The organism is Aequorivita iocasae (assembly GCF_016757735.1).
Classification (GTDB): domain Bacteria; phylum Bacteroidota; class Bacteroidia; order Flavobacteriales; family Flavobacteriaceae; genus Aequorivita; species Aequorivita iocasae.
In genome coordinates this window covers 504,297-526,458 of record NZ_CP068439.1, presented here as the reverse complement: position 1 = coordinate 526,458, position 22,162 = coordinate 504,297, and the positions used below count along the sequence as shown (strand labels likewise).

The following is a 22,162-nucleotide window of genomic DNA, read 5'->3' as shown; positions in this document are numbered from 1 at the left end:
GGGGATTTTATTTGCAAAAATAGAAATTATAAAATGTTCGAGTGTTAAAGAAAGGTTGCGAAATGTAGAATTATCGCATTCCCAATTTTTCACGAATTTTTTTCCAACGCAGTTTTCTGACAAATTTTCCTTCTTCCTCGGAAAGTAAATATTCCAGGTTAGATTTCTTGGCCTTAAAATACCCCCAGATGGATTCCATAAAAAACGAAAAACTATTTTTTTTGGAGGCAAGCTTTGCCGAGGCAATAAGTGTAAGCCAAAAACCGTAACGAATTTTATAAAAAGCCTCGCCCTGTTTATACTTTGAAGCCTTTGAATAAACTTTCCCCGTGGGTTTTAAATGCTTTACCTGTAACGAAGTATCGGTTTTAATTTTCCAGCCGTGATATTGGGCGAGGAGTTCATCAACAGTATCCCAGCCCATGGTGTTTTTTAAACCATTTATTTGTTCAAAACATTCCTTTCGATATGCTTTTAAGGCCCCACGGATGTGGTCTTTGTTGGTGAGGTTTTCCAAAACCCATTCTCCATTTTTCACAATATAGCAAAATCCTCCAGCCATTCCTATGGCTGGATCCTGTTGAAATATCACGGCAATTTTTTCTAAATAATTTTTTGGGAAAATTAAATCGGCGTCAAATTTGCAGATAATATCGAAGTTTTTATCAAGCGCTTCAAAACCTTTGTAAAAAGCATTGATAACCTTGCTTCCCGGCTCGTGGTGTTTTTGGGAATTGTGAAAAACACCTTCAATAAAAGTGTATTTCTCTGAAAATTGTTGAATGATTTTTGAAGTACCATCAGTTGAAGCATCGTCAACCACCACAACTTTTTTTGGAAGAACTGTCTGCTCCACCATAGATTGGAGCATCCCACTGATGAATGCTTCTTCGTTATGGGCAGGTATGACGATGTAGAAATTCATTAAATTCTTTCAGCATAAACCAAATAGTATCGTGGCGTTATCCTGCGAAGAATAGGGCGGATGCCAATCTTTTTTACGGGATTGGTAAATTTTTCCCTTTTCACAATCCGCCAACCCGCTTTTTCAAGCAACCAGTCAAATTGCCAATCCTCAAACTCGTGATAGTGACGGTCCCATTTGTCGGTTTTACTTCTATAGGCCGAAGCAAACCACAACTTTAAAGGTACGGAAGCGACCAATTTTTTAGCTTGAATATCATTTAAAATGTTGAAAGGTGAAACCAAATGTTCAAAAATTTCAAAGGCTGTAACCACGTTAAAATCTTCCGTTTGTACAACCTTGGTTTCAAGGTCAAGATCTTCACCTTGGGTGTTTGTAACATTATAACCTTCTTTGATGAGTATTTCTGAAAAGGGATTGGAAACGCCCAAATCTAGGATTTTTTCATCTTTTGAAATTATCTGGTTCAGAAAATTCAGGGTGTGCATGTATCTTTTTTTCGGAAACTTGCCTTCGTACATTTTTTCAATTCTGAATTCTGAATTCTGAATTCAGAATTAATTAAACTTTATAAACTATCGCATTAATATTCATTCCCGCACCAACGCTGGCAAAAATAACCACATCTCCTTTTTGGATGGAATGTCCTTTTAGCTCGCCATTTAAAACCAAATCGTAAAGTGTTGGTACTGTCGCTACGCTGCTATTGCCCAATTTATTGATGCTCATGGGCATAATTTTTTCAGGGGTGGTTTTGTCGTAAAGTTTATAAAAACGGTTTACGATAGCCTCGTCCATTTTCTCGTTTGCCTGATGGATGAATATTTTTTTCACTTCGTCAATGCCAACCCCACTTTTGTCCAAGCAAGTTTTCATGGCGTCGGGAACATTGTTCAGCGCAAATTCATAAATCTTTCTACCGTACATTTTTATGTAACGGCGGTTGTCTTTCTTTTCTAAGTTATTGCTTTCGCCAAAAAAGATAAAATGTGCTTCCTCAAAGGCATAGGTAGCGCTAAAATGAGACAGAATTCCACCGGCTTCTTCACTTATTTCAACTACTGCAGCGCCGGCTCCGTCACTGTAAATCATAGAATCGCGATCATGGGGATCCACCACGCGTGAAAGGGCTTCAGCGCCTATTATCAAACATCTTTTGGCGATACCCGCTTTTATAAAAGCATAGGCTTGTATCATGCCCTCTACCCAGCCGGGACAGCCAAAAAGCACATCGTAACCAACGCAGGTTGGATTTTGAATTTTAAGGTTGTGTTTCACGCGGGTGGCAATACTCGGTACGGTATCACTCTGTACGGAATCGTGCCTCACGTCACCATAATTATGGGCTACAATAATATAATCTAGTGTTTCCTTATCAATGCCTGCCTTTTTAATGGCGTTTTCTGCAGCAAAGGAGGCAATATCTGAGGTTGATAAATTTTTCGGAATATAGCGTCTTTCGTGAATACCGGTAATGGCTTTGAACTTTTCAATGATTACTTCATTCTTATTGCCAAATCGGGTACCGTCCTCATTGTAAAAATGATGGTCGCCAAAATGTTCATTCTTCGCAATCTCGCTTGGAATGTAACTTCCTATGCCGGTTATCTTGACGCTCATATATTGAAAAAGTTTTTTTTAAAAATACGGAAAATTCGGTAATTCAGATTTCAGTTTCAGTTTTCAGTAAATCTGTTTGGTATAAAACTGTTTACTGAAAACTGAAACTGCCAACTTTTTTAGGCTTCCATATAAGCCTCAATCGGGTTGCAGGTACATATCAAATTTCTATCGCCGTATGCCTCATCCACTCTGCGTATAGATGGCCAAAATTTATTGTCTGAAACATACTCCAGTGGAAATGCCGCTTCCTGTCGACTATAGGGAAAACTCCAATTGTCGGCGGTCAACATTTCTAAGGTATGTGGTGAATTTTTCAAAACGTTGTTCGGCTCGTCTTTATCCGCAGCTTCTATTTCTTTTCGAATTGAAATCATAGCATCACAAAATTGATCTAAAGACATTTTGCTTTCGCTTTCCGTAGGCTCAATCATCAATGTTCCCGCAATAGGGAAAGAAACCGTCGGCGCGTGAAAACCGTAATCCATCAATCGTTTTGCGATATCGGTAACTTCAATTCCTTTCGCTTTAAATGGTCGGCAATCCACGATCATTTCGTGGGCGGCGCGTCCTCTTTCACCGGCGTAAAGAACTTCGTAATGGCCATTCAGCCTTTCCTTTATATAATTGGCATTCAATATAGCGTATTGTGTGGCTTTTTTAAGACCATTAACCCCAAGCATACAAATGTACGCATAGCTAATTAAGCAAACCAAAGAACTGCCATAGGGCGCTGCGGAAATTGCCGTAATAGCTTTTTCGCCACCCGTTTGGATTACTGGGTTTGATGGTAAAAAAGGAACAAGCTGCTCTGCAACGCAAATGGGGCCAACACCCGGTCCGCCACCTCCGTGGGGTATCGCGAATGTCTTGTGAAGGTTCAAATGGCATACGTCTGCGCCAATGGCGCCTGGGTTGGTCAAGCCTACCTGCGCGTTCATATTTGCACCGTCCATATAAACTTGTCCGCCGTTTTCGTGTATAATACTGGTTATTTCGCGAATTGCAGATTCATAAACTCCATGTGTTGAAGGATACGTTACCATCAAACAGGAAAGATTGTCTTTATACTGTATTGCCTTTTCACGAAGATCGTCCACGTCAATATTTCCTTCTTCCGTAGATTTTGTTACAACTACTTTCATTCCCGCCATTACGGCGCTAGCAGGGTTTGTTCCGTGTGCGGAAGATGGGATCAAGCATATATTTCGGTGGCTTTCCCCACGCGATTCGTGATAGGCGCGAATAACCATCAAACCTGCATATTCACCCTGTGCGCCACTGTTGGGCTGTAAGGATGTGCCGGCAAAACCGGTGATTTCAGTAAGTTGTTTTTCTAATTTTTTCAGAATAATTTGATATCCTTCCGCCTGCTCTACAGGTACAAAAGGGTGCATATTGCCCCACATAGGGTCGCTCAACGGAAGCATTTCAGCTGCGGCGTTTAATTTCATAGTACAGGAACCTAAAGAAATCATGGAATGGTTCAAAGACAGATCCTTGCGTTCCAGTTTTTTGATGTAGCGCATCAAATCGGTTTCGCTGTGGTATTTGTTGAAAACTTCCTGCTGCAAAAACTCTGTTTTTCTAGCTACCTCTTTTGGGATTTTATTCCCAGTTTCCAATTCAGTAATCTTTTGGAAATCTTTTTTGATGGCTTCGGAAAAGATTGAAACTATTTTATTTAAATCTTTTGGAGTTGTAGTTTCATTGATTGAGATGGAAACAGTTTCATCATCTGGGTAATAAAAGTTTACCTCTTTCGCTTCTGCCAAAAACTTTATTTTTGTAGCATCAGTTTTTATAGCGATGGTATCAAAATAAGTATCGTTTATTTGCTCAAAGCCCAATTTTTCCAAAGCGTTTGCAAGCGTAGCAGCACCATTGTGTACTTTTCTAGCAATATATTTTAAACCTTCGGGTCCGTGATATACTGCGTACATTCCAGCCATAACCGCCAAAAGAACCTGTGCGGTACAAATGTTTGAAGTAGCCTTGTCGCGTTTTATGTGTTGCTCGCGGGTTTGCAAAGCCATGCGAAGGGCGCGATTACCGTCGGTATCTTTAGTGACGCCAATAATACGGCCTGGAATGCTTCTTTTATATTCATCTTTTGTGGCAAAGAAAGCTGCGTGCGGTCCTCCATATCCCAATGGAATGCCAAAACGCTGGGTGGTCCCCACAACTACGTCTACACCAAAGTGACCAGGAGATTCAAGCATTACCAGGCTGAGAATATCGGCTGCAACGGCAACTTTTATTTGGGCGTCGTTAGCTTTTTGGATGAATTCTTTATAATTGTAAACCTTGCCTGTTTTACTTGGATACTGAAGGATTGCGCCAAAATAATCTTCGGAAAAGTCAAAATCTTCGTGATTTCCTACTACCAGTTCAATTTTCAGAGGTCGCGAACGTGTTTCCAGCAATGAAAGTGTTTGCGGCAATATTTCTTCAGAAACAAAAAACTTTGAGGCGTTGTTTTTCTTCTTTTCCTTTTCACGAACGTTGAACAAAAGCGCCATTGCTTCTGCAGCAGCCGTCGATTCGTCCAATAAGGATGCGTTTGCCAGTTCCATTCCGGTTAAATCACTCACCACGGTTTGGAAGTTAAGCAGGGCTTCCAGCCTTCCTTGGGCAATTTCGGCTTGGTAGGGAGTATAAGCTGTGTACCATCCCGGATTTTCCAAGATATTGCGTTGAATTACAGGAGGGGTGATGGATTGGTGATAACCCAGCCCTATGTATGTTTTAAAAAGTTTGTTTTTTGTGGAAAGCTCGGTGATGTGCTCCAAATATTCCTGTTCGCTCATCGCAGTGTCCAGATCGAGTGCTTTTTTCAGCAGAATGTCGTCTGGAACGGTTTCGTAAATAAGTTGATCAAGAGTGCTTACACCAACGGTTTTAAGCATTTCGGGAAGATCGTTTTCCCGGGGACCGATATGCCTTAAAGCAAAAGAATCTGTGTTCATTAATTTGCGATTGAAATTTAGGTGGCAAAATTACAATATTAAACGTGAAATAGCTTCTTTTTAAAGGGTTGAAAACTTAAATTTTTCAACTAAATAACAAGGTTATAAACACTTTGGTTACTTTTGGTAGTATGAAGTTTCACGACAGTGTTTTTGCTTTTTATATAAACAGTAGCATTCACGTTGCTTTGGCAGTTGTGGCGCTGCTGGCAATTACCGTTTTGGAATATGGTCTCATCATTTCATGGGAACTGTGGGGCTTTGTTTTTTTGGGGACTTTAACGGGTTATAATTTCGTGAAATACGCCAAAGTTGCTGGCCTGCACCACCGTAGTTTAACCAATTCCTTAAAAACCATACAGGTTTTATCTGCGGTATGTTTTGTGGCGCTTGCCGCCATTGCTTTTCGCTTGCCCATAGATGTATTATTGATATCCGCCGCTTTTGGCCTAACCACCTTTTTTTATGCTGTTCCTTTTATACGAAGCAAAAACCTTCGGAATTTTTCGGGAATAAAGATTTTTGTAGTAGCATTTATATGGGCGGGTGTAACCGTAATTTTGCCTTTTGCGGCTTCTGATATTAAAATAGATGGCGATGTACTGCTTACATTTTTTCAGCGTATCTTCATAGTAGTGGCACTTATTCTCCCTTTTGAAATACGCGATATACCTTATGATGGGCAAAACCTTAAAACCCTTCCACAACAAGTGGGTGTGAGAAATGCAAAGCTATTGGGGCTTGGCTTGCTTTTAGTAAGTTTGGGCTGTGAGTTTTTTAAAAAAGACTTTGAGGTGGCCTACATTATTAGTCTTCTAATTTTCTGCGTAGTCTTAGGATGGTTTTTGGTTATTTCAAAACCAGAGCAGAGTCGTTACTTTTCTTCTTTTTGGGTAGAGGGACTGCCAATAGTTTGGTTATTGGTATTTAAACTTTTTGAACAGTTTTAGGAATTGTGTCCGTTTTTTATTTCGTTTTGAAGTTTTGTTTTTATGCGCTGTTTTTCTTCGGGGCGAAGGGTTTTAATGTTTGCCGATTTTATGGTTTTTGTAAGTTTGGTGTTCCGTTTGGCGTGGCCACGACACAATACACAGATAAGGATATGCATTTTCAATTTTAATTTTTCGAAAAAGCTAGCTTCATTATATTGGCTTTTGTCACATACGTGAACGGCTTCATCACATTTCATAAAAAACTTCATATTGTTTTAATTGAACCAATTTTTTTCCAAACACTCAACCATTGATTTTCGTGCCCGATGGATTATTACCCACAGGTTAGACGGCGTAATGTTATATTCTTTACAGATGGTTTCGGTGTCAAAATTTTCAACAGTTTTCAATCTAAAAATGGTTGCCTGCTTTTCAGGAAGTTTTTCCAAACATTCCAAAATGGCAAGCCCCAATTCCTTGTTTTCCATTCGGTCCTCAGCCGTCCTGTCAAAAGGGTCTGCAGCATTCTCCTCCAGCCAATCGCCTTCAGAATCTTCATCACGGTATGAAATGTGTACCTCTGCCTTTCCCTTTTTGGAATTTATCTTTCGGTAATAATCAATTATTTTTCGCTTTAAAATTGAAATGAGCCAAGTGCGTTCGGTGGCTTCGCCCTTAAAGTTTTTTTTCGATTTAAGACCTGCCAAAAAAGTTTCCGAAATTAAATCTTGGGCAACAATAGGATCGTTTACCCTCACAATGGTATAATTGTAAAGATAATCTGCATATTTGTCAACCCATTGGTCTGGATTCAGTACTTCCAAAAGAATAATTTTTAGCCTATTTCAAAAATAGGGAAGTTTTACAAACATATACGAAATTCCCTGCCTTTTAGTTTTTAGGTGGTTATGTGAAAATAGTTAAACTTTTATATTTCAAACCTAAGTCCCATAGATGTCTTATTTTTACAGAAATTTATACTTCCCATGAAAAAAATTACTACAGGAATTTTAATGTTCCTTTTATTTACGTTTACTGGCTTTGCTCAACATGGCAATGCTTTTTATGCCACCATGGATGCTGCAGATGCAATTACTTTTAAAACCCTCTATCCAGACGATATTGCAATTTTGGCAAGCAACGATAAGCAGGCGGCAGTGTTGCTTTCTGAAGAAGTGGCGCACGCCATACACGACAATGTACGTACCCACGGACCTGGATATATATTCAGGGCTTCCGAAGAAAAAGCTGTTCAAGCCTTAAACCAAGTTGCAAATCGTGGCACACAAATAGATTATAGCATTACCGAAGATTCGTTTGTGAACGAATGCTTGGATCTTGTGAATGGTCAGAACATTGAAGATGATATTTTAGAACTTCAAGCGTATGGAACCCGATACCATACTAAGTCACAAGCGGAGCAAGCAGTTTTGGACCAACAGGCAAAATGGGACGCTTTGATTCTGGCCGCTGGAAGGAACGATGTGCATACCCGCATCTACAACCATGTAAATACCCAGATGCCTTCCGTAATTTTAACGTTTGATGGGGCGAATACGCCAGATGAATTTGTGATTATTGGCGGGCATATAGATTCAACTACTTTTGGGGATAAGAACAATGCGCCGGGTGCAGATGATAATGCTTCAGGAATTGCTTCACTAAATGAAATGGTACGCGTTTTATTGGAAAAAGACTTTGTGCCAAATAGAAGTATTGAAGTTATGGCTTATGCAGCGGAGGAAATAGGTCTTGTGGGTTCAGCTGAAATTGCAGAGGATTATGCAAATCAAGGGGTGAATGTTAGTGCTTATGTACAGTTTGATATGACGGGCTACAATGGTTCTAATAGCGATATTTATATTACTACAGATTGGTACAACAGCAATGCGCTGAATACCTATTTAACCGAATTGATGGATCATTACAACAGTAACAACCCAAACAGTGACCACAATTTCACCTACGGTTATACAGAATGTGGTTATGGTTGTTCAGATCACGCAAGCTGGGCCGATAATGGTTTTGATGCCGCTTTTCCTTTTGAGGCAGCTATGGGACAGGACAATCCTAATATTCACAGTCCAGGAGACGTGTATTCCTTTTTTAACGAGCCTGACCATTCCGTGAAATTCGCAAAATTGGGATTAGAGTTTTTGATTGAAGCTGCCAAACCCCAAATTCTTTCGGTAGATGATTTTTCTAAAAATGCAATTCGTGTTTTTGTAAAAGATAAAACTTTGAATTACCGTTTAAACAATACTGTTTCCAGTGTTAAGAATGTGTCTGTGTACAGCGTAGCGGGACAAAGAATAATTTCTGAAGAAATGAATGATGAGACTGGAAGTATTGCACTTCAGCAATTTGCACAAGGTTTTTACATTGCGCATTTCACCTTGGAAAACGGCCACACATTCACCAAGAAATTTATATTGAATTAAGTGGCTGTATGCAAAAATTTTAGGGCTTCAGAAATGTTTAATTTCTGAAGCCTTGTTTTTTATTATAGTAACCCCGCACGTTTCAACAGTGCCTCTGGGTCTGGCTTTTGCCCGCGGAATTTTATATATAGTTCCATCGGGTCCATCGTTCCGCCCTGCGAAAGCACAAAACCTTTGAATCTATCGGCTACTTTTTTGTTGAAAATACCTTCCTGCTTAAACAAGGCGAAAGCATCTGCATCCAAAACCTCAGCCCATTTATAACTGTAGTATCCTGCGGAATAACCACCTTGGAATATATGGGAAAATGAAGTGCTCATACAGTTTTCCTTCACGTCGGGATAAAGCTGTGTGTTGTCAAAAGCGGCAACTTCAAAAGCTTTTACATCCTTGATACCTGAAGGGTCGCTGCCGTGCCAGGCCATATCCAACATCCCGAAACTGAGTTGGCGCAGCGTTGCCATTCCTTCCAAAAAGGTTGCAGAATCCTTTATTTTTTCAACATATTCCATTGGGATTACTTCACCTGTTTTATAATGCGTGGCGAAAAGTTCCAAGGTTTCTTTTTCATAACACCAATTCTCTAAAATCTGACTGGGCAATTCCACAAAATCCCAATAAACACTGGTTCCCGAAAGGCTGGGGTAGTGGGTGTTTGCAAGCATTCCGTGCAGGGCATGGCCAAATTCGTGGAATAAAGTTGTCACTTCGTTAAAAGTCAAAAGCGAAGGCTTGCTCGCCGTAGGCTTCGTAAAATTGCAAACGATGGAAATATGCGGACGGTCATTTTTACCATCCTTAATTTGTTGTGGTTTATAGGAAGTCATCCAGGCGCCATTTCGCTTTCCGGCACGTGGGTGGAAGTCTGCGTAAAAGATGGCAACCAATTCGCCTTCGTCATCTTTTACTTCGTATGTTTTTACGTCAGTGTGGTATTTGTCTATATTTTGCACTTCTTCAAAATGAAGTCCATATAACTTTTCAGCAACAGTAAAAACGCCATTTATAACGTTTTTCAGTTCAAAATAGGGCTTCAGCTTTTCGTCGTCCAGATTGAAAAGCTTCTGTTTTAACTTTTCGGAATAGTAAGCGCCATCCCATTTCTCCAAATGGTGGATGCCATCAAGTTCTTTCGCGAATTCGGTCAATTCATCAAATTCTTTTTGTGCTGCGGGTTTTGCTTTTTCAAGCAATTCATCTAAAAAGGATTTTACTTTTTCGGGGGTTTCGGCCATTCGTTCCTCCAAAACAAAGTGTGCGTGGCTTTTATAGCCCAGCAAATTGGCCCGTTTATGGCGAAGCCTTGCAATCTGCAAAACGTTTTGCTGATTATCCAATGCGTCATTGTGAAACCCTTTGGCGCCAAAGGCAATTGCCATCTTTTTGCGAAGCGATCGGTTGTCGGCATAGGTCATAAATGGCACATAACTTGGATAATCCAAAGTGAAAACCCAGCCTTCTTTTCCTTTTTCCTCGGCGGTTTGTGCGGCAGCTTCTATTACGCCTTCGGGCAATCCGCTTAAATCTTTTTCTTCGGTAATGTGAAGTTCGAACCTGTTGGTTTCCGCCAAAACATTTTCACCAAAAGTGAGACTCAATTTTGATAGGTCGGCATCTATCTTTCGCAGTTGTTTTTTCTTTTCTTCTGAAAGATTGGCGCCGTTTCTGGAAAAAGCCTTGTATTTTTTGTCGAGCAGCATGTGCTGTTCTTCGGAAAGGTTTAATGTATCTTTTTGATTGTAAACCGCTTTTAGTCTTTCGAATAACGCCTCATTTAGAAGCATATCGTTACTGAATTCCGTGAGCATTGGCGAGATTTCCTGCGCTATTTTTTGAATTTCGTCATTGGTTTCGGCGCTGTTGAGGTTGAAGAAAATGCTTGTTGCTCTATCGAGCTTTTCACCTGTATTTTCCAATGCCTCCACAGTATTTTTGAAAGTAGGCACTTCAGTATTGGAGGTGATGGCATCAATCTCAGCTTTTGTTTCCTCAATCAATTTACTGATAGCGGGGAGAAAGTGCTTGTTTTCTATTTTGGAAAATGGGGCGGTATTATAATCTTGTAAAAGTGGATTGTTCATTTAAAATTTATTTTTTGAATATAAAATAGACAGCAAGTACTAAAAAAATAAAACCAACAATATGATTCCATTTGAGGGTTTCATTTTTAAATGCTATTAATGTGAATATAGTAAAAACAACAAGTGTTATTACCTCTTGAATTACCTTGAGCTGCACAAGGGAAAAAGGGCCGCCATTTTCTTTAAAACCAATTCGGTTGGCAGGAACCTGAAAAAAATACTCAAACAACGCAATGCCCCAACTTATAAATATAATTGCGACTAAGCCCAGTTTTTGGAAACCTTTTAATTCCGAAAATTTTAGGTGCCCATACCAAGCGAGTGTCATAAAGATGTTTGAAAGAATCAATAAGCCTATAGTTGCAATTGACTTCATATTAATTCTTTAAAAAATCACTTTTTTAAATTTTTGGCGCCTTCTTCCACCTTCATCTTCAAGCCTTCCTTATAGGCAATAATCCTATCCAAAACGGCTTTATCTGAAGACCCAATAATCTGAGCAGCCAAAATGCCTGCATTTTTGGCGCCATTCAGCGCTACCGTGGCAACGGGTACGCCGCCTGGCATTTGAAGAATGGATAGAATGCTGTCCCAACCATCAATGGAGTTGCTGGATTTTACGGGAACGCCAATAACGGGCAATGGCGAGAGCGAAGCAATCATCCCTGGGAGGTGAGCTGCGCCACCAGCTCCCGCAATTATTACTGAAATTCCACGGGTGTGTGCATTCTTTCCGTAATCAAAAAGTTTTTCTGGGGTGCGGTGGGCGGAAACGATATCCACTTCAACCTCAATTTTAAATTCCTTTAAAATATCCACCGCTTCCTGCATTACTGGTAGGTCGCTGGTGCTCCCCATTATTATTGCTACTTTTTTCATAAAATTCCAAATTTTTTAAATTCCAAATTCCAAGCTCCTCATTCCAAACTTTGGAGTTTGGAGTTTGGAATTTGAGATTTGGTGGTTATTCAGTAATAACCTCAATCGTCTTCTTAACTTCCTCCGCAATCTTTCGTGCTTTGCTGAGGTCTTTGTTAACTATGGTTACGTGCCCCATCTTTCTAAAGGGACGGGTTTCTTTTTTGCCGTAAATGTGGGGCGTTACGCCTTCCATCTTTAGGATGTTTTTTATGTTTTTATAAACTACCGGACCAGTGTGGCCTTCGGCGCCTACTAAGTTAACCATAATGCCGCCAACTTTACTGTCGGTATTTCCTAACGGTAAATCTAAAATGGCTCTTATTTGTTGTTCAAACTGGTTAGTGTAACTGGCCTCGATGCTGTAATGACCGCTGTTATGGGGGCGTGGAGCTACTTCATTTACCAATATTTCGTCATCTTCGGTTTGGAACATTTCTACCGCCAAAAGGCCTACGTGCTTAAAGGCTTCGGAAACCTTGGTGGCAACGGCTCGTGCTTTTTGGGCAACTACATCGTCAATACGGGCAGGGCAAATTACGTATTCCACTTGGTTGGCCTCTGGGTGAAACTCCATTTCTACAACTGGATAGGTGGTTACTTCCCCGGAAGGGCTGCGGGCAACTATTACAGCCAATTCATTTTTAAAAGGAATCAATTTCTCTGCAATACAAGCGCCTTCCGAAAGCGGAATTACCTCTTCAGCGGTGCGGATAATGCTTACGCCTTTTCCATCATACCCGCCAGTACAGCTTTTCCAAACAAATGGAAAATGCAAATCCTTTCTAACTATGGCTTCGTTAAGCTCGTACTTGTCTTTATAAACCTTAAAAGGTGAGGTAGGTATTTGGTGTTCTTTATAAAACTCTTTCTGAATTCCTTTATCTTGAATATTACGAAGCGTGGCGGCGCTGGGATATACTTTTATGCCTTCGCCTTCCAGCTTTTCAAGAGCTTCAATATTTACACCTTCAATCTCAAAAGTAAGCACGTCAACTTTTTTTCCGAAGTTATAAACTGTTTCAAAATCCATCAGGTCGCCTTGCTGAAAGTTGTCTGCTGCAATACGGCAGGGTGCTTCAGCACTGGGATCGAGGACGCTGGTTCGGATATCCCACTTGCGGGTTTCGTAAAGTATCATTTTGCCCAACTGCCCGCCGCCTAAAATGCCGAGGGTGAAGTTGGTGGAGAAGTAGTTCATTTCTGTTGTCTGTTGTCTGTTGTCGGTTTCGCTTTTCGCTTTTCGCTTTTCGCTTTTCGCTTTTCGCTTTTCGCTTTTCGCTTAAATCGAATGCAAAGATAGGGAATTCATAAAACGTGAGACGTGTGAAGTTTGTTGTCTAGATTAACATAGCTGTAGTTGTTTTTCCTTTCTGTTTTAAAGTTTTGGATTGGGGGTGCTGTTGCCTCCATCCAAAGCCATTTTCCAATTGCCGTCTTCCTTCTTTTTCCAGATTGTTACATAATTGCCGTAGTATGTTGTGTCTGGTGTTTTGAACTGCCAGTCGCCCCAAGTATAGCCCAGTTCGCCAGATTCTGCCACTTCGCCTTTCACAGGATTCCAAGTAATGGTTTTGAGGTCATTATCTTTTTCAAAGGAATTTGCAAAAGCTGTTTTTCCCAATATTGGCAATTGCCCATTACCAAGTTTCACAAAACTGCTATCGGCAACAGATAAAAGCGCGCTGTTAAAACCTATTTCCGATGCTAAAACGCTAGTCTCTTTATCTGCCTTAATAATTTGTTGCAGGGATTGTTCTGTGTTATTTTCCTTTTGCTTATTGCAAGCCCAAAAGATTGCAAAAACGATTAGATATTTTAGTTTCATAATTTTATTATTTAAATAATATAATAAGAGACGCCCTATTGTTAAATAAGTTACGTTCAATCATAAGATCATTGGATTTTTAAATATACTCACTACTCACTACTCACTACTCACTACTCACTTTTTCATATCTTTATTCTTAAAATTATAAGTTATGTCAAAAGCAAATTCGGTTTTATCTTCTGAACAAACTGAGGTGTTATTAAAAGTATTAAAAACCCGTTTTGAGAAAAATACCCAACGGCATAAAGACATTGCTTGGGAAGCTGTTGAAACGAAATTGAAAGCCAAGCCAGAGAAGCTTTGGTCGCTGGACGCCATGGAAGAAACGGGTGGCGAGCCTGACGTTGTGGGACAGGACGGAAAAACGGGCGAATACCTTTTTTACGATTGTTGCGATGAAAGTCCTAAAGGGAGAAGAAGTGTTTGTTATGACCGTGCAGGATGGGAATCCAGAAAAGAACACCGACCCGACAATACCGCTGTGGATATGGCAGAAGAAATGGGCATCGAACTCTTAACCGAAGCCGAATACCGCAACCTACAAAAACTGGGAAACTTTGACGCCAAAACCTCCAGTTGGCTAAAAACTCCAGCAGAAATTAGAAAATTAGGCGGTGCCATTTTTGGCGATTTTCGTTATGATACAGTTTTTGTGTACCACAATGGAGCACAATCTTATTATGCGGCCCGAGGGTTTCGGGGAGTGCTACGGGTTTAAGGAAAAAAGCTATTTTACTAAAATCTAAAGACTACAGGGCTAATTTTATATAGTCTTTATTTAAAATAGACCTTCAATAAGCCCGCTGCCATCAATAGTGATATTTTCGGCGGCGGGGGTTGCGGGTAATCCGGGCATACGCAAAATGTTTCCGGCAATGGGAATAATAAACCCGGCACCCGTTGCTATTTCAAACTCTCTAATATGAATATCAAAATGTTCCGGACGGCCCAATCGCTTTTCATCATCACTGAAACTTTTTTCTGTTTTGGCCATACAGATAGGTAGTTTTCCATAGCCCATGGATTCATATTTACGTAATTGCAAATTCGCTTTAGTGCTTAATTCAACATTTGCTGCTCCATAAATGGTTTTGCAAATTTTTTCAATTTTGGTTGTTATACTATCAGCAAGACTGTAGGTAGCTTGAAAAGTATCGGTACAGGAATTTGCAGCTTTAATCACTTTTTCAGCCAAATCAACACATCCTTTACCGCCTTTTTCCCACCCATAGCTCAGCGCGACGGGAATGCCCCCTTTTTTACAATGGTCGGTAATCACTTTCATCTCGGCTTCCGTATCGGTTTTAAAGGCATTTAAAGAAACAACAATAGGAATTCCAAAGCTTTGTAAACTGGAAATATGTCTTTCTAAATTGGGAAGTCCTTTTTTAACCGCTTCTACATCCTCTTGGGTAATTTCCTTTAAGGGTTTGCCGCCATGGTATTTTAACGCTCTCAGGGTAGTGACCAAGACAATGGTTTTAGGAGAGATTCCTGCAGTGCGACACTTGATGTTCATAAACTTTTCTGCACCTAAATCGGCTCCAAAACCTGCTTCTGTGATGGTATAATCACTTAGCGACATCCCCATTTTTGTTGCAATAATAGAGTTGGTTCCTTGTGCAATATTGGCAAAAGGTCCCCCGTGGATAATAGCGGGGTTTCCTTCCAGGGTTTGCACCAGATTCGGTTTGATGGCATCCTTTAAAAGAACGGCCATGGCGTTATTAGCATGTAAGTCTTTTGCATAAACAGCATTTCCTTCCCACGTATCGCCTATGTAAATAGCGCCGCATCTTTCCTTTAGATCTTCTAAATTTGACGCCATACATAAAATTGCCATTATTTCAGATGCTGCGGTAATATTAAAACCGGTTTCTCGCGGAATGCCGCCCGCTTTTCCGCCCAGTGCGGCTATAATGTTCCGCAACCCGCGGTCATTCATATCCATACATCGTTTCCAAGTAACCGTTCTAGGATCAATGCCCAGATTTCTGGTTTTACTTTGAATATTGTTTTCTATAAGGGCAGAAAGTAGATTGTTGGCTTTTTCAATAGCGTGAAAATCTCCCGTAAAATGCAGGTTTATATCCACCATCGGAATAACTTGGCTCCAACCACCGCCGGCGGCACCACCTTTTATTCCAAATACGGGGCCCAGGCTGGGTTCCCTGATTACTACAACAGCTTTCTTTTTTAAATAATTGAGCGCATCGCCCAAGCCTATGCAAGTAGTAGTTTTTCCTTCGCCGGCGGGAGTAGGCGTAATAGCAGTCACCAATATAAGATTGCTCTGCTTTAGCGCTGTTTCATCAATAAGGCTCAAAGGAATTTTCGCCTTATCATTCCCGTAATACTCCAACGAATCTTTAGGAATTGACAAGCGTGCTGCTATTTTTTTTATAGGCTTTGGGGTAACGCTTTGTGCAATTTGTATATCGGTCATAACTTCTCTTTACTGCTGAATGAAAAATTGATTATTATTTACTGAAAAGAGGCTTGTATTTTTCTTTTTCAAATAAAATCAAAGTGAAATTTAAAAGGGCAACAACCACAGCAGGAATCGCATCCAAGAGATCCTGGTTTGAAATACTAAAAATTAAGAATGCCACTGATAACGGGAAAAGGACTATTAATAAAAATGGTGTCCATTTATTAAACACGAATAATAATCCTAAAATAATTTCGAAAAAATATAGAAATGGAAGGTATACTACCACCGCATATATAAAATCCATGGCCTCCTCAGGCATTTTGCCATAACTGGTAGGTAAAAAATGCAAGAATTGGTTTATTGCGTAAACAATCAAGAATAAACCCAGGATAATTCTGAGCCAAGTTTTAAGGGATGGGTTGTCTTTCATTGTAGTAATTTTTGAAGGTTAATTAGGCTATAAAAGTAAGGTTGAATTCTTTTTGAAACTATGACAAACGTCATATGGAAATGCTTTAGGCTAAGCCTTTACCTTATCGCTCTTTTTGGGTCTACAACTTAAAAAGCTGCGTCACGATAACCCCTTTTCCATCATTCAAAATTACTGCTGATAATTGTTTTTCCTCCTTAATCTTTACATTAAAGGGCGGCATTAATAGGTTTACGCCGCTTTGTACTTTTAGTCTATTTCCCTGGCCGGAAATGATGTCTTTGTTGGGAATAAAACCGCCTTCGGGAATGTGTTCCGTTAGAATAATATATTTATAAGCAGCCAACTTAGTTGCGATACTTTGTATTTCAGCATTGCATAGATGTTGGAGTACCTGCCGTACTATGGCGCAATCTGCAGATGGCAAAGCGGCCACTGCAATGTCCAGACAAAGGAATTCTAAATTAGGGGCTTTAAAGGTTTCTATATTCCGTGCTATCAGATTGGGTACAATATCTATTGCAATATATTTCGCTGTGTGCTGTACCAATTCCTTCCCAACATTAAAATCGCCACAACCTAAATCGCACACCGTTAGCGGATTTTTAAACGAAGTTAAAAATGAAGTTACTGCGGCCAGGTATGGATTTACAATTCCTGTAAGGTGCGAACCCTCGCCAGAATAAAACTCATCTTCGTTGCCGCCCCAAAGGTTGTTTTCATAAACTTGCTCCATGGCAGCCTTTGTGGGCCAGGGGGTTTTTGTTTTTTTGGGTTGGTTTTGTTCTTTGTCCACAAATAGGGTGTTGGTATACAAATGTACTATTAAAATTTTCTAGCTTTAATCTCTTGGCTCTTGGCTCTTGGCTCTTGGCTCCTGGCTCTTTGCTCCTGGCACGTGGTTTATATCTCAGGCCTAGAATTTTACGCCTGATGCCTCATCAATTATTGGCTGTACATTTGCCTATATTGAGAGGGTGACATGCCGGTTTTATTTTTAAAAATACGATTAAAGCTGGCTTTTGATTGAAAACCTGAATCTTGTGCGAGGCCCAACAAGGTGTATTTTTTGCTCTCTTCTTCTTTTAATCGCTCCTGTACTTCGGCAACCCTGTAGTCATTGATTAAGGTGTAAAAATTTATGTCGAGGTTTTTATTTAGGAACTCTGAAAGCTTTCTACTGCTAATGTCCATCGCTTCAGCCAAATCGGTAAGACTGAGACTATCATTTAAATAAAGCTTTTTAACGTCCAATAATTCGTACAGACGAATCTTTAAGTCGCTTGCCTCCTCCTCTGTAATTCCAATAGAACTTATTGAAGTAATGACGTTTTTATCATTCCCACCTTCTTTTAGGGATTCGTTTACAACGAAACCTGGGAGTAAAATATTGGATTGAAAAATTCCCTTATATCCCAAATAGCTATATAGCAAAATCAATAGAAAGGCAATTACGGTACCAATATTCCAAGGTATCATTGCGTAATTAAGTTCATAAACATCGCGTGGCGGGGTGATTTATTTCCCCAGTGAAATTTATCCTGAGTTTGGCATTACACCTTTTGTTGAAAAACCTTCATTAAAAGGCGAATAGGTCTCGACTGCGCCCGAGGGGACATTTGGTTTATAACAATGAATCATAATACTTATCGTTTTAAAATCAATATGTATAGAAAAGAAAAATTGAGATGTTATGAAACTTAAAAAAATTGCAATCCTATTATTATTGACAGCCATAATTGTTTCCTGCAAAAACAAAAAAGAAGAATCAAAAGAAACCGAAACTCCCATAACGGAAACAACAACCCCAGAAACCGTTATGAGGGATACCGTAGCGATTATTGAAAATTTACAGGGAAAATGGAAAGAAGCCGAATATCCATACCGAACTGCCGAGTTTAAAGGCGCAGAGGTAAAATTTGTGGAGGAAGGCGTGGTTGAGCCGCCGAAATTTGAGGCATATCAAATAGCAACTACTTGTCCTGCAAGGCAGGAAAGTGCAAATAAAATCGCGCCCGAGCTTGTATATTTTTACTTACCAGAAAATAAGCTTTGCCAAAAGATTAGTGTTGCCGATGGAAAATTGACCCTAAGTGGTACCACGCAGGATTATAGGATTGTTTATGAACGGGTAAAAGAATAAAGTCTAAGAATTATGAAAAACTTCAAAAATAGTATTAAAACCAAAGTGTTGGTTATTGCTTTGGTAGTTGGGTTACCATTACAGATGTGCAGCCCAAACGGTAGCGATGATTGCAATTGTGGCCCTATTACTGGAGCATATTTTGATATTCAGGGGATGGAAATGACCCAATACAAAAAGACGGGAGAAGATACGTTTGAGCAGATGGAGGAAAATGAGCTTGTAAATTATAGTGACTATAAAAGTTTATTGATAACGTATGATGTGGATTTTATAAGCCAAAAGCCCAAACGTACCAAAATGCCGAGCTTCTCCTTTATTCCCAGTGCATACGCCTGTTCATGTCGTGAAAATGGGGATGCCGGTTCAAAAAATGAAAAGCTTACCAACATTACCGTAATAACACTTAACGATTTTGATGACAACCACCGTGCAAATGATACACTAAATGACATTATGATTGTGGAAGGGGCCTATTTTGAAGAAGATCAATACCTAGAAGATTATTTGGTAAATGATACGCTGAACGTGCAATTTCCGTTTATTCGCTTGAAAGTTGATAGGAAGCCAACTCTTAATGAAAATTATAAGATACGTGTAAAAGTTGAACTCTCTACCGGAGAGGTTTATGAAAAGATAAGTAAGAGTATAAAGATTAGATAATAGTAACTTGCAGAAATTTTCAAAAGTTTAAAATTAAAAAATGAAACTTTACACTTCACTTCCGAAAGGGTTACGACCTTTTTATGAAATAGAAATAGGTAAGTACCGTAAGGAATTTAAGGGTGGAAATCTGGCAGCCGCTTGGAACCACTTGGAAAGAGCCCATATACTCGGTCAGCGATATCCGTACGCCCACACTTTTGTACATTGGAAAATGTTGCAATTTGGGTTTAAAATAAAAAGTCCAAAGGAAATCTTAGGGCAAATACCCCGTTTGGTGTTTGGGGGCGTGAAGTCTTTTGTTGGGAAAGTTCCCGTTGGAAATCCCGGCGGAGCAAACGTGCCGCCACTGAAACCGTTTCCCATAGAGAAAGAGGTACAGGAAATATTTATAAAGGCTGGTGTAAGCGCTACAAATGCCTAAACAGTTATCTACAAATGTATACCTGCCCACAAACAACCAATAGCTAACAAATCTTTTTCTTCTGATTAGTAAACTTTCTAAATTTCTTAACACCCATTATGCTGAAATTTTTGTTCCTTAAGAGAAAACAGAAATATGGAAATGAAAAACAAAATAGCAGTAGTAACAGGCGCAAGTGGGGGAATAGGAAGCGCCATAGCCAAACATCTGGACAATAATGGATGCAAAGTGGCATTGGCCGCCCGCAGTGTTGATATTTTGGAATCTCTTCAAAAGGAATTAAAAAATCCGTCCTTAGTTGTTGCAATGGATGTGTCTAGCAGCGAAAGCGTAGCACAGGGTTTTGACAAGATTTTAAACGAATATAATACCATAGATATCCTGGTCAATGTAGCAGGGGTAATGCCGTTAACCTATCTTAAAAATCTTCATTTAGAGGAATGGCTGCAAACAATAGAGGTAAACGTAAAAGGAATTTTACGTACCGTACATGGAGCGCTTCCAAGTATGAAGGATAATAAAAAGGGGCATATTGTAAATATAGCCTCCGTAGATGGTAAGGAATTGTATAAAGGCGGGGCCGTTTACGGCGCTTCAAAGGCAGCGATAATAGCACTTTCCAGAGCCATGCGAATGGAGCTTTCGCCTGAATTCAACATTAAGGTAACATCTATTGAGCCTGGCACTGTTGATACCGATTTGCGCCAGGATATTACCGATAAGGAACTGTTGGAAGACAAGGATTACGGCGGTGATGAACCCAAACTGGATGCCGATGCGATTGCAAGGGCAGTGGTATATGCCGTATCCGAGGCAGATGAGGTTAATGTAAATGAAATCCTTATCAAGCCTACGGGCAAATCATAATATTTTGAAAGTGTGCGGATAATTAGGAAGGGGAATCTTTTCAATTAAAAGAACCAATTTTTAACTCATCAACAACTCTATACCCTACCCACTTCGGCTCCCAAAATAACCAATGCTGTTACCGAAATAAAATACTTGCACTTTTAAAACTTATAATCATAACCTCAAACTGGCCAATAAAATCTTGGCCCAGATTACCGTGCAGACTGTCGGTAACTCCTATTTTTTCAGGAAAAAGCCGAATGGTTTCTATGGTTGCCGCTGCTTTGCCGACAGCGAGTGGCACATTTTTTAGCACATAGCCTTCCAAAGCCACTTGCCCGCCGGCACCACCGGTGCTGAGGCTCGTTTTGGTATAATTTTTATCAATTTCTGTGTGATATTTTTTATAGAATTTTGAATAAAGCGATGTGGTTTGCGCGCCTGTATCAAAGTTGAAGCGCAGCTTGTCATTCTTGTGGGTTACTTGAATTATTGGCATATATTCATCATAAGCCAGATTTTTTAAGGAATATTTGTTGGGGCGCTGCGGAACGTAAAGCGTATCCTTGGTAAGTTGGATTTCCTGAAGCGCACGGATTACCGGAAAGCCTATAATTCCCTTTATTTCATAATCTATTGTGGGAAAGGATAAATCCTTATCATCAAACACCAGAAAGATTACATTGGTGGCGGTAATTTCTCCCAATTGCAACTTTTCTGCAACGGCTAGGTCGCTTTTCACTTTTAATCCTGTGGCGGCATCCACATCAAATTGGGCGGGAATTATTTTAAGACCCAAATTTTCTGCCACAGAACGCTGGATTACCGAGAAATTGGCGCCTGTATCGAACACAAAATTGGTTGTTGAACCCCCAATGTTAGTGGCAAGAGTGGAAAGACCAACTTTATCTTTTACAATGGGCAGGGCAACATCGGCAGCTATTTTTACTTTTTGAGGTTTTGTATTTTCAAGTGCTTTCCAGATTTTATGGGTGTTTTGTAAATCTTTCAGTTTGGTGGAATCCAACAAGTGGGCGTATTGTTGCTGGAGCTTTTCATTGATTTCTACCGCAGCTTTATACTCTGCGCGATAAATATGGTTTGTCAATTTTGTGGCCAGCATCTTTTCCGCCAAGCTATCGGTTATTTCCGCTTTTGGGGTTTTAAAAAAAGTGTCTATCGCCTCATTGGATTTCTCCGGATTGTTGAAGGCATTGGCGAGGATTGCTTCAAAATAGAGAGAATCCCTTGTGTTGAGTTGCTCTTTATTGTTTTTGAATTCTTCCCGCAAGGTGAAGTAATCCAAGTCCACAACAAAGGCATTCAACGCCTCAAAATTTTTATCCACGACAGCCTTTTCTGAACCTTGGCCGCAACCAATAAAAAACAATAAAATGGGGAGCAGGTATATTTTTTTCATATTGAAACTTCTTTCAACAGTTTTAGAAATAGATTTCTTATTAGTTCAATTTCTGGGGAGTTTGTAACAAAAAGTCAGTAAT

At 39.9% G+C, this 22,162-nt stretch carries 23 protein-coding genes; 7 read left to right on the top strand and 16 right to left on the bottom strand.

The window, feature by feature from the left end:
• Positions 1–70: 70 nt before the first annotated feature.
• The 4 genes from JK629_RS02585 to gcvP form a co-directional block, all read right to left on the bottom strand.
• Complete coding sequence (locus JK629_RS02585) at positions 71–925, bottom strand: glycosyltransferase family 2 protein (protein WP_202337081.1); 855 nt, start codon at positions 923–925, stop codon at positions 71–73.
• Positions 925–1,446: a methyltransferase domain-containing protein gene (locus tag JK629_RS02580; RefSeq protein WP_202337080.1), complete on the bottom strand. Its 522-nt coding sequence runs from the start codon at positions 1,444–1,446 to the stop codon at positions 925–927. Before JK629_RS02580 ends, JK629_RS02585 begins: the two co-directional genes overlap by 1 nt.
• A gap of 40 nt (positions 1,447–1,486) precedes the next feature.
• A complete protein-coding gene (locus JK629_RS02575) occupies positions 1,487–2,545 on the bottom strand; it encodes a 3-oxoacyl-ACP synthase III family protein (RefSeq protein WP_202337079.1) in 1,059 nt (352 codons plus the stop codon).
• A 119-nt stretch (positions 2,546–2,664) separates the two neighbouring features.
• Positions 2,665–5,514, bottom strand: a complete 2,850-nt coding sequence (gene gcvP, locus JK629_RS02570; protein ID WP_202337078.1) for an aminomethyl-transferring glycine dehydrogenase — start codon at positions 5,512–5,514, stop codon at positions 2,665–2,667.
• Between the two features lie 131 nt (positions 5,515–5,645).
• Here gcvP and JK629_RS02565 point away from each other — a divergent pair, with 131 nt between their 5' ends.
• Positions 5,646–6,464: a UbiA prenyltransferase family protein gene (locus tag JK629_RS02565; protein ID WP_202337077.1), complete on the top strand. Its 819-nt coding sequence runs from the start codon at positions 5,646–5,648 to the stop codon at positions 6,462–6,464.
• On the opposite strand, the gene JK629_RS02560 is transcribed toward JK629_RS02565, so the two are convergent.
• Together JK629_RS02560 and JK629_RS02555 are read right to left on the bottom strand one after the other, a co-directional pair.
• On the bottom strand, positions 6,461–6,715 hold the full coding sequence (locus JK629_RS02560; RefSeq protein WP_202337076.1) for a hypothetical protein: 255 nt from the start codon (positions 6,713–6,715) through the stop codon (positions 6,461–6,463). The two genes, JK629_RS02565 and JK629_RS02560, sit on opposite strands and share 4 nt — an antisense overlap.
• Positions 6,716–6,721: 6 nt before the next feature.
• Positions 6,722–7,270: a sigma-70 family RNA polymerase sigma factor gene (locus JK629_RS02555; protein ID WP_202337075.1), complete on the bottom strand. Its 549-nt coding sequence runs from the start codon at positions 7,268–7,270 to the stop codon at positions 6,722–6,724.
• Between the two features lie 162 nt (positions 7,271–7,432).
• On the opposite strand from JK629_RS02555, the gene JK629_RS02550 reads away from it, so the two are divergent.
• Complete coding sequence (locus JK629_RS02550) at positions 7,433–8,887, top strand: M20/M25/M40 family metallo-hydrolase (RefSeq protein WP_202337074.1); 1,455 nt, start codon at positions 7,433–7,435, stop codon at positions 8,885–8,887.
• A 62-nt stretch (positions 8,888–8,949) separates the two neighbouring features.
• On the opposite strand, the gene JK629_RS02545 is transcribed toward JK629_RS02550, so the two are convergent.
• From JK629_RS02545 to JK629_RS02525, 5 genes are all read right to left on the bottom strand, one after another.
• Entirely contained in the window at positions 8,950–10,968 is a 2,019-nt protein-coding gene (locus tag JK629_RS02545; protein WP_202337073.1) for a M3 family metallopeptidase, read from the bottom strand.
• Between the two features lie 7 nt (positions 10,969–10,975).
• Positions 10,976–11,344, bottom strand: a complete 369-nt coding sequence (locus JK629_RS02540; RefSeq protein ID WP_202337072.1) for a DMT family protein — start codon at positions 11,342–11,344, stop codon at positions 10,976–10,978.
• A 17-nt stretch (positions 11,345–11,361) separates the two neighbouring features.
• Positions 11,362–11,847: a 5-(carboxyamino)imidazole ribonucleotide mutase gene (purE, locus tag JK629_RS02535; protein ID WP_202337071.1), complete on the bottom strand. Its 486-nt coding sequence runs from the start codon at positions 11,845–11,847 to the stop codon at positions 11,362–11,364.
• 85 nt (positions 11,848–11,932) lie between these two features.
• Positions 11,933–13,087, bottom strand: a complete 1,155-nt coding sequence (purK, locus tag JK629_RS02530) for a 5-(carboxyamino)imidazole ribonucleotide synthase (protein ID WP_202337070.1) — start codon at positions 13,085–13,087, stop codon at positions 11,933–11,935.
• Positions 13,088–13,264: 177 nt separating this feature from the next.
• Positions 13,265–13,714 (bottom strand): YybH family protein, encoded by a 450-nt coding sequence (locus tag JK629_RS02525; protein ID WP_202337069.1) that lies wholly within the window; start codon positions 13,712–13,714, stop codon positions 13,265–13,267.
• Between the two features lie 154 nt (positions 13,715–13,868).
• Here JK629_RS02525 and JK629_RS02520 point away from each other — a divergent pair, with 154 nt between their 5' ends.
• Complete coding sequence (locus JK629_RS02520) at positions 13,869–14,435, top strand: DUF4256 domain-containing protein (protein ID WP_202337068.1); 567 nt, start codon at positions 13,869–13,871, stop codon at positions 14,433–14,435.
• Between the two features lie 60 nt (positions 14,436–14,495).
• Here JK629_RS02520 and JK629_RS02515 read toward each other — a convergent pair whose 3' ends face one another.
• The 4 genes from JK629_RS02515 to JK629_RS02500 form a co-directional block, all read right to left on the bottom strand.
• The gene (locus JK629_RS02515) at positions 14,496–16,163 is read right to left on the bottom strand and encodes a formate--tetrahydrofolate ligase (RefSeq protein ID WP_202337067.1); all 1,668 of its coding nucleotides are present in this window, start codon (positions 16,161–16,163) and stop codon (positions 14,496–14,498) included.
• A gap of 34 nt (positions 16,164–16,197) precedes the next feature.
• On the bottom strand, positions 16,198–16,581 hold the full coding sequence (locus tag JK629_RS02510) for a hypothetical protein (RefSeq protein WP_202337066.1): 384 nt from the start codon (positions 16,579–16,581) through the stop codon (positions 16,198–16,200).
• Between the two features lie 121 nt (positions 16,582–16,702).
• The gene (locus tag JK629_RS02505) at positions 16,703–17,317 is read right to left on the bottom strand and encodes a class I SAM-dependent methyltransferase (RefSeq protein ID WP_202337972.1); all 615 of its coding nucleotides are present in this window, start codon (positions 17,315–17,317) and stop codon (positions 16,703–16,705) included.
• 209 nt (positions 17,318–17,526) lie between these two features.
• Positions 17,527–18,060, bottom strand: coding sequence for a helix-turn-helix domain-containing protein (locus JK629_RS02500; RefSeq protein ID WP_202337065.1), 534 nt, complete (start codon positions 18,058–18,060; stop codon positions 17,527–17,529).
• A 214-nt stretch (positions 18,061–18,274) separates the two neighbouring features.
• Between JK629_RS02500 and JK629_RS02495 the strand changes: the two genes are divergently transcribed.
• From JK629_RS02495 to JK629_RS02480, 4 genes are all read left to right on the top strand, one after another.
• The gene (locus tag JK629_RS02495) at positions 18,275–18,724 is read left to right on the top strand and encodes a hypothetical protein (RefSeq protein ID WP_202337064.1); all 450 of its coding nucleotides are present in this window, start codon (positions 18,275–18,277) and stop codon (positions 18,722–18,724) included.
• A gap of 12 nt (positions 18,725–18,736) precedes the next feature.
• Positions 18,737–19,387 (top strand): hypothetical protein, encoded by a 651-nt coding sequence (locus tag JK629_RS02490; RefSeq protein WP_202337063.1) that lies wholly within the window; start codon positions 18,737–18,739, stop codon positions 19,385–19,387.
• A 40-nt stretch (positions 19,388–19,427) separates the two neighbouring features.
• Positions 19,428–19,811, top strand: coding sequence for a DUF3703 domain-containing protein (locus JK629_RS02485; protein ID WP_202337062.1), 384 nt, complete (start codon positions 19,428–19,430; stop codon positions 19,809–19,811).
• Positions 19,812–19,952: 141 nt separating this feature from the next.
• Positions 19,953–20,678, top strand: a complete 726-nt coding sequence (locus JK629_RS02480) for an SDR family oxidoreductase (RefSeq protein WP_225626098.1) — start codon at positions 19,953–19,955, stop codon at positions 20,676–20,678.
• A 118-nt stretch (positions 20,679–20,796) separates the two neighbouring features.
• On the opposite strand, the gene JK629_RS02475 is transcribed toward JK629_RS02480, so the two are convergent.
• Positions 20,797–22,080 carry a pepsin/retropepsin-like aspartic protease family protein gene (locus JK629_RS02475; RefSeq protein WP_202337060.1) on the bottom strand — a complete coding sequence of 428 codons (1,284 nt, stop codon included), beginning with the start codon at positions 22,078–22,080 and terminating at the stop codon, positions 20,797–20,799.
• Positions 22,081–22,162 lie beyond the last annotated feature (82 nt).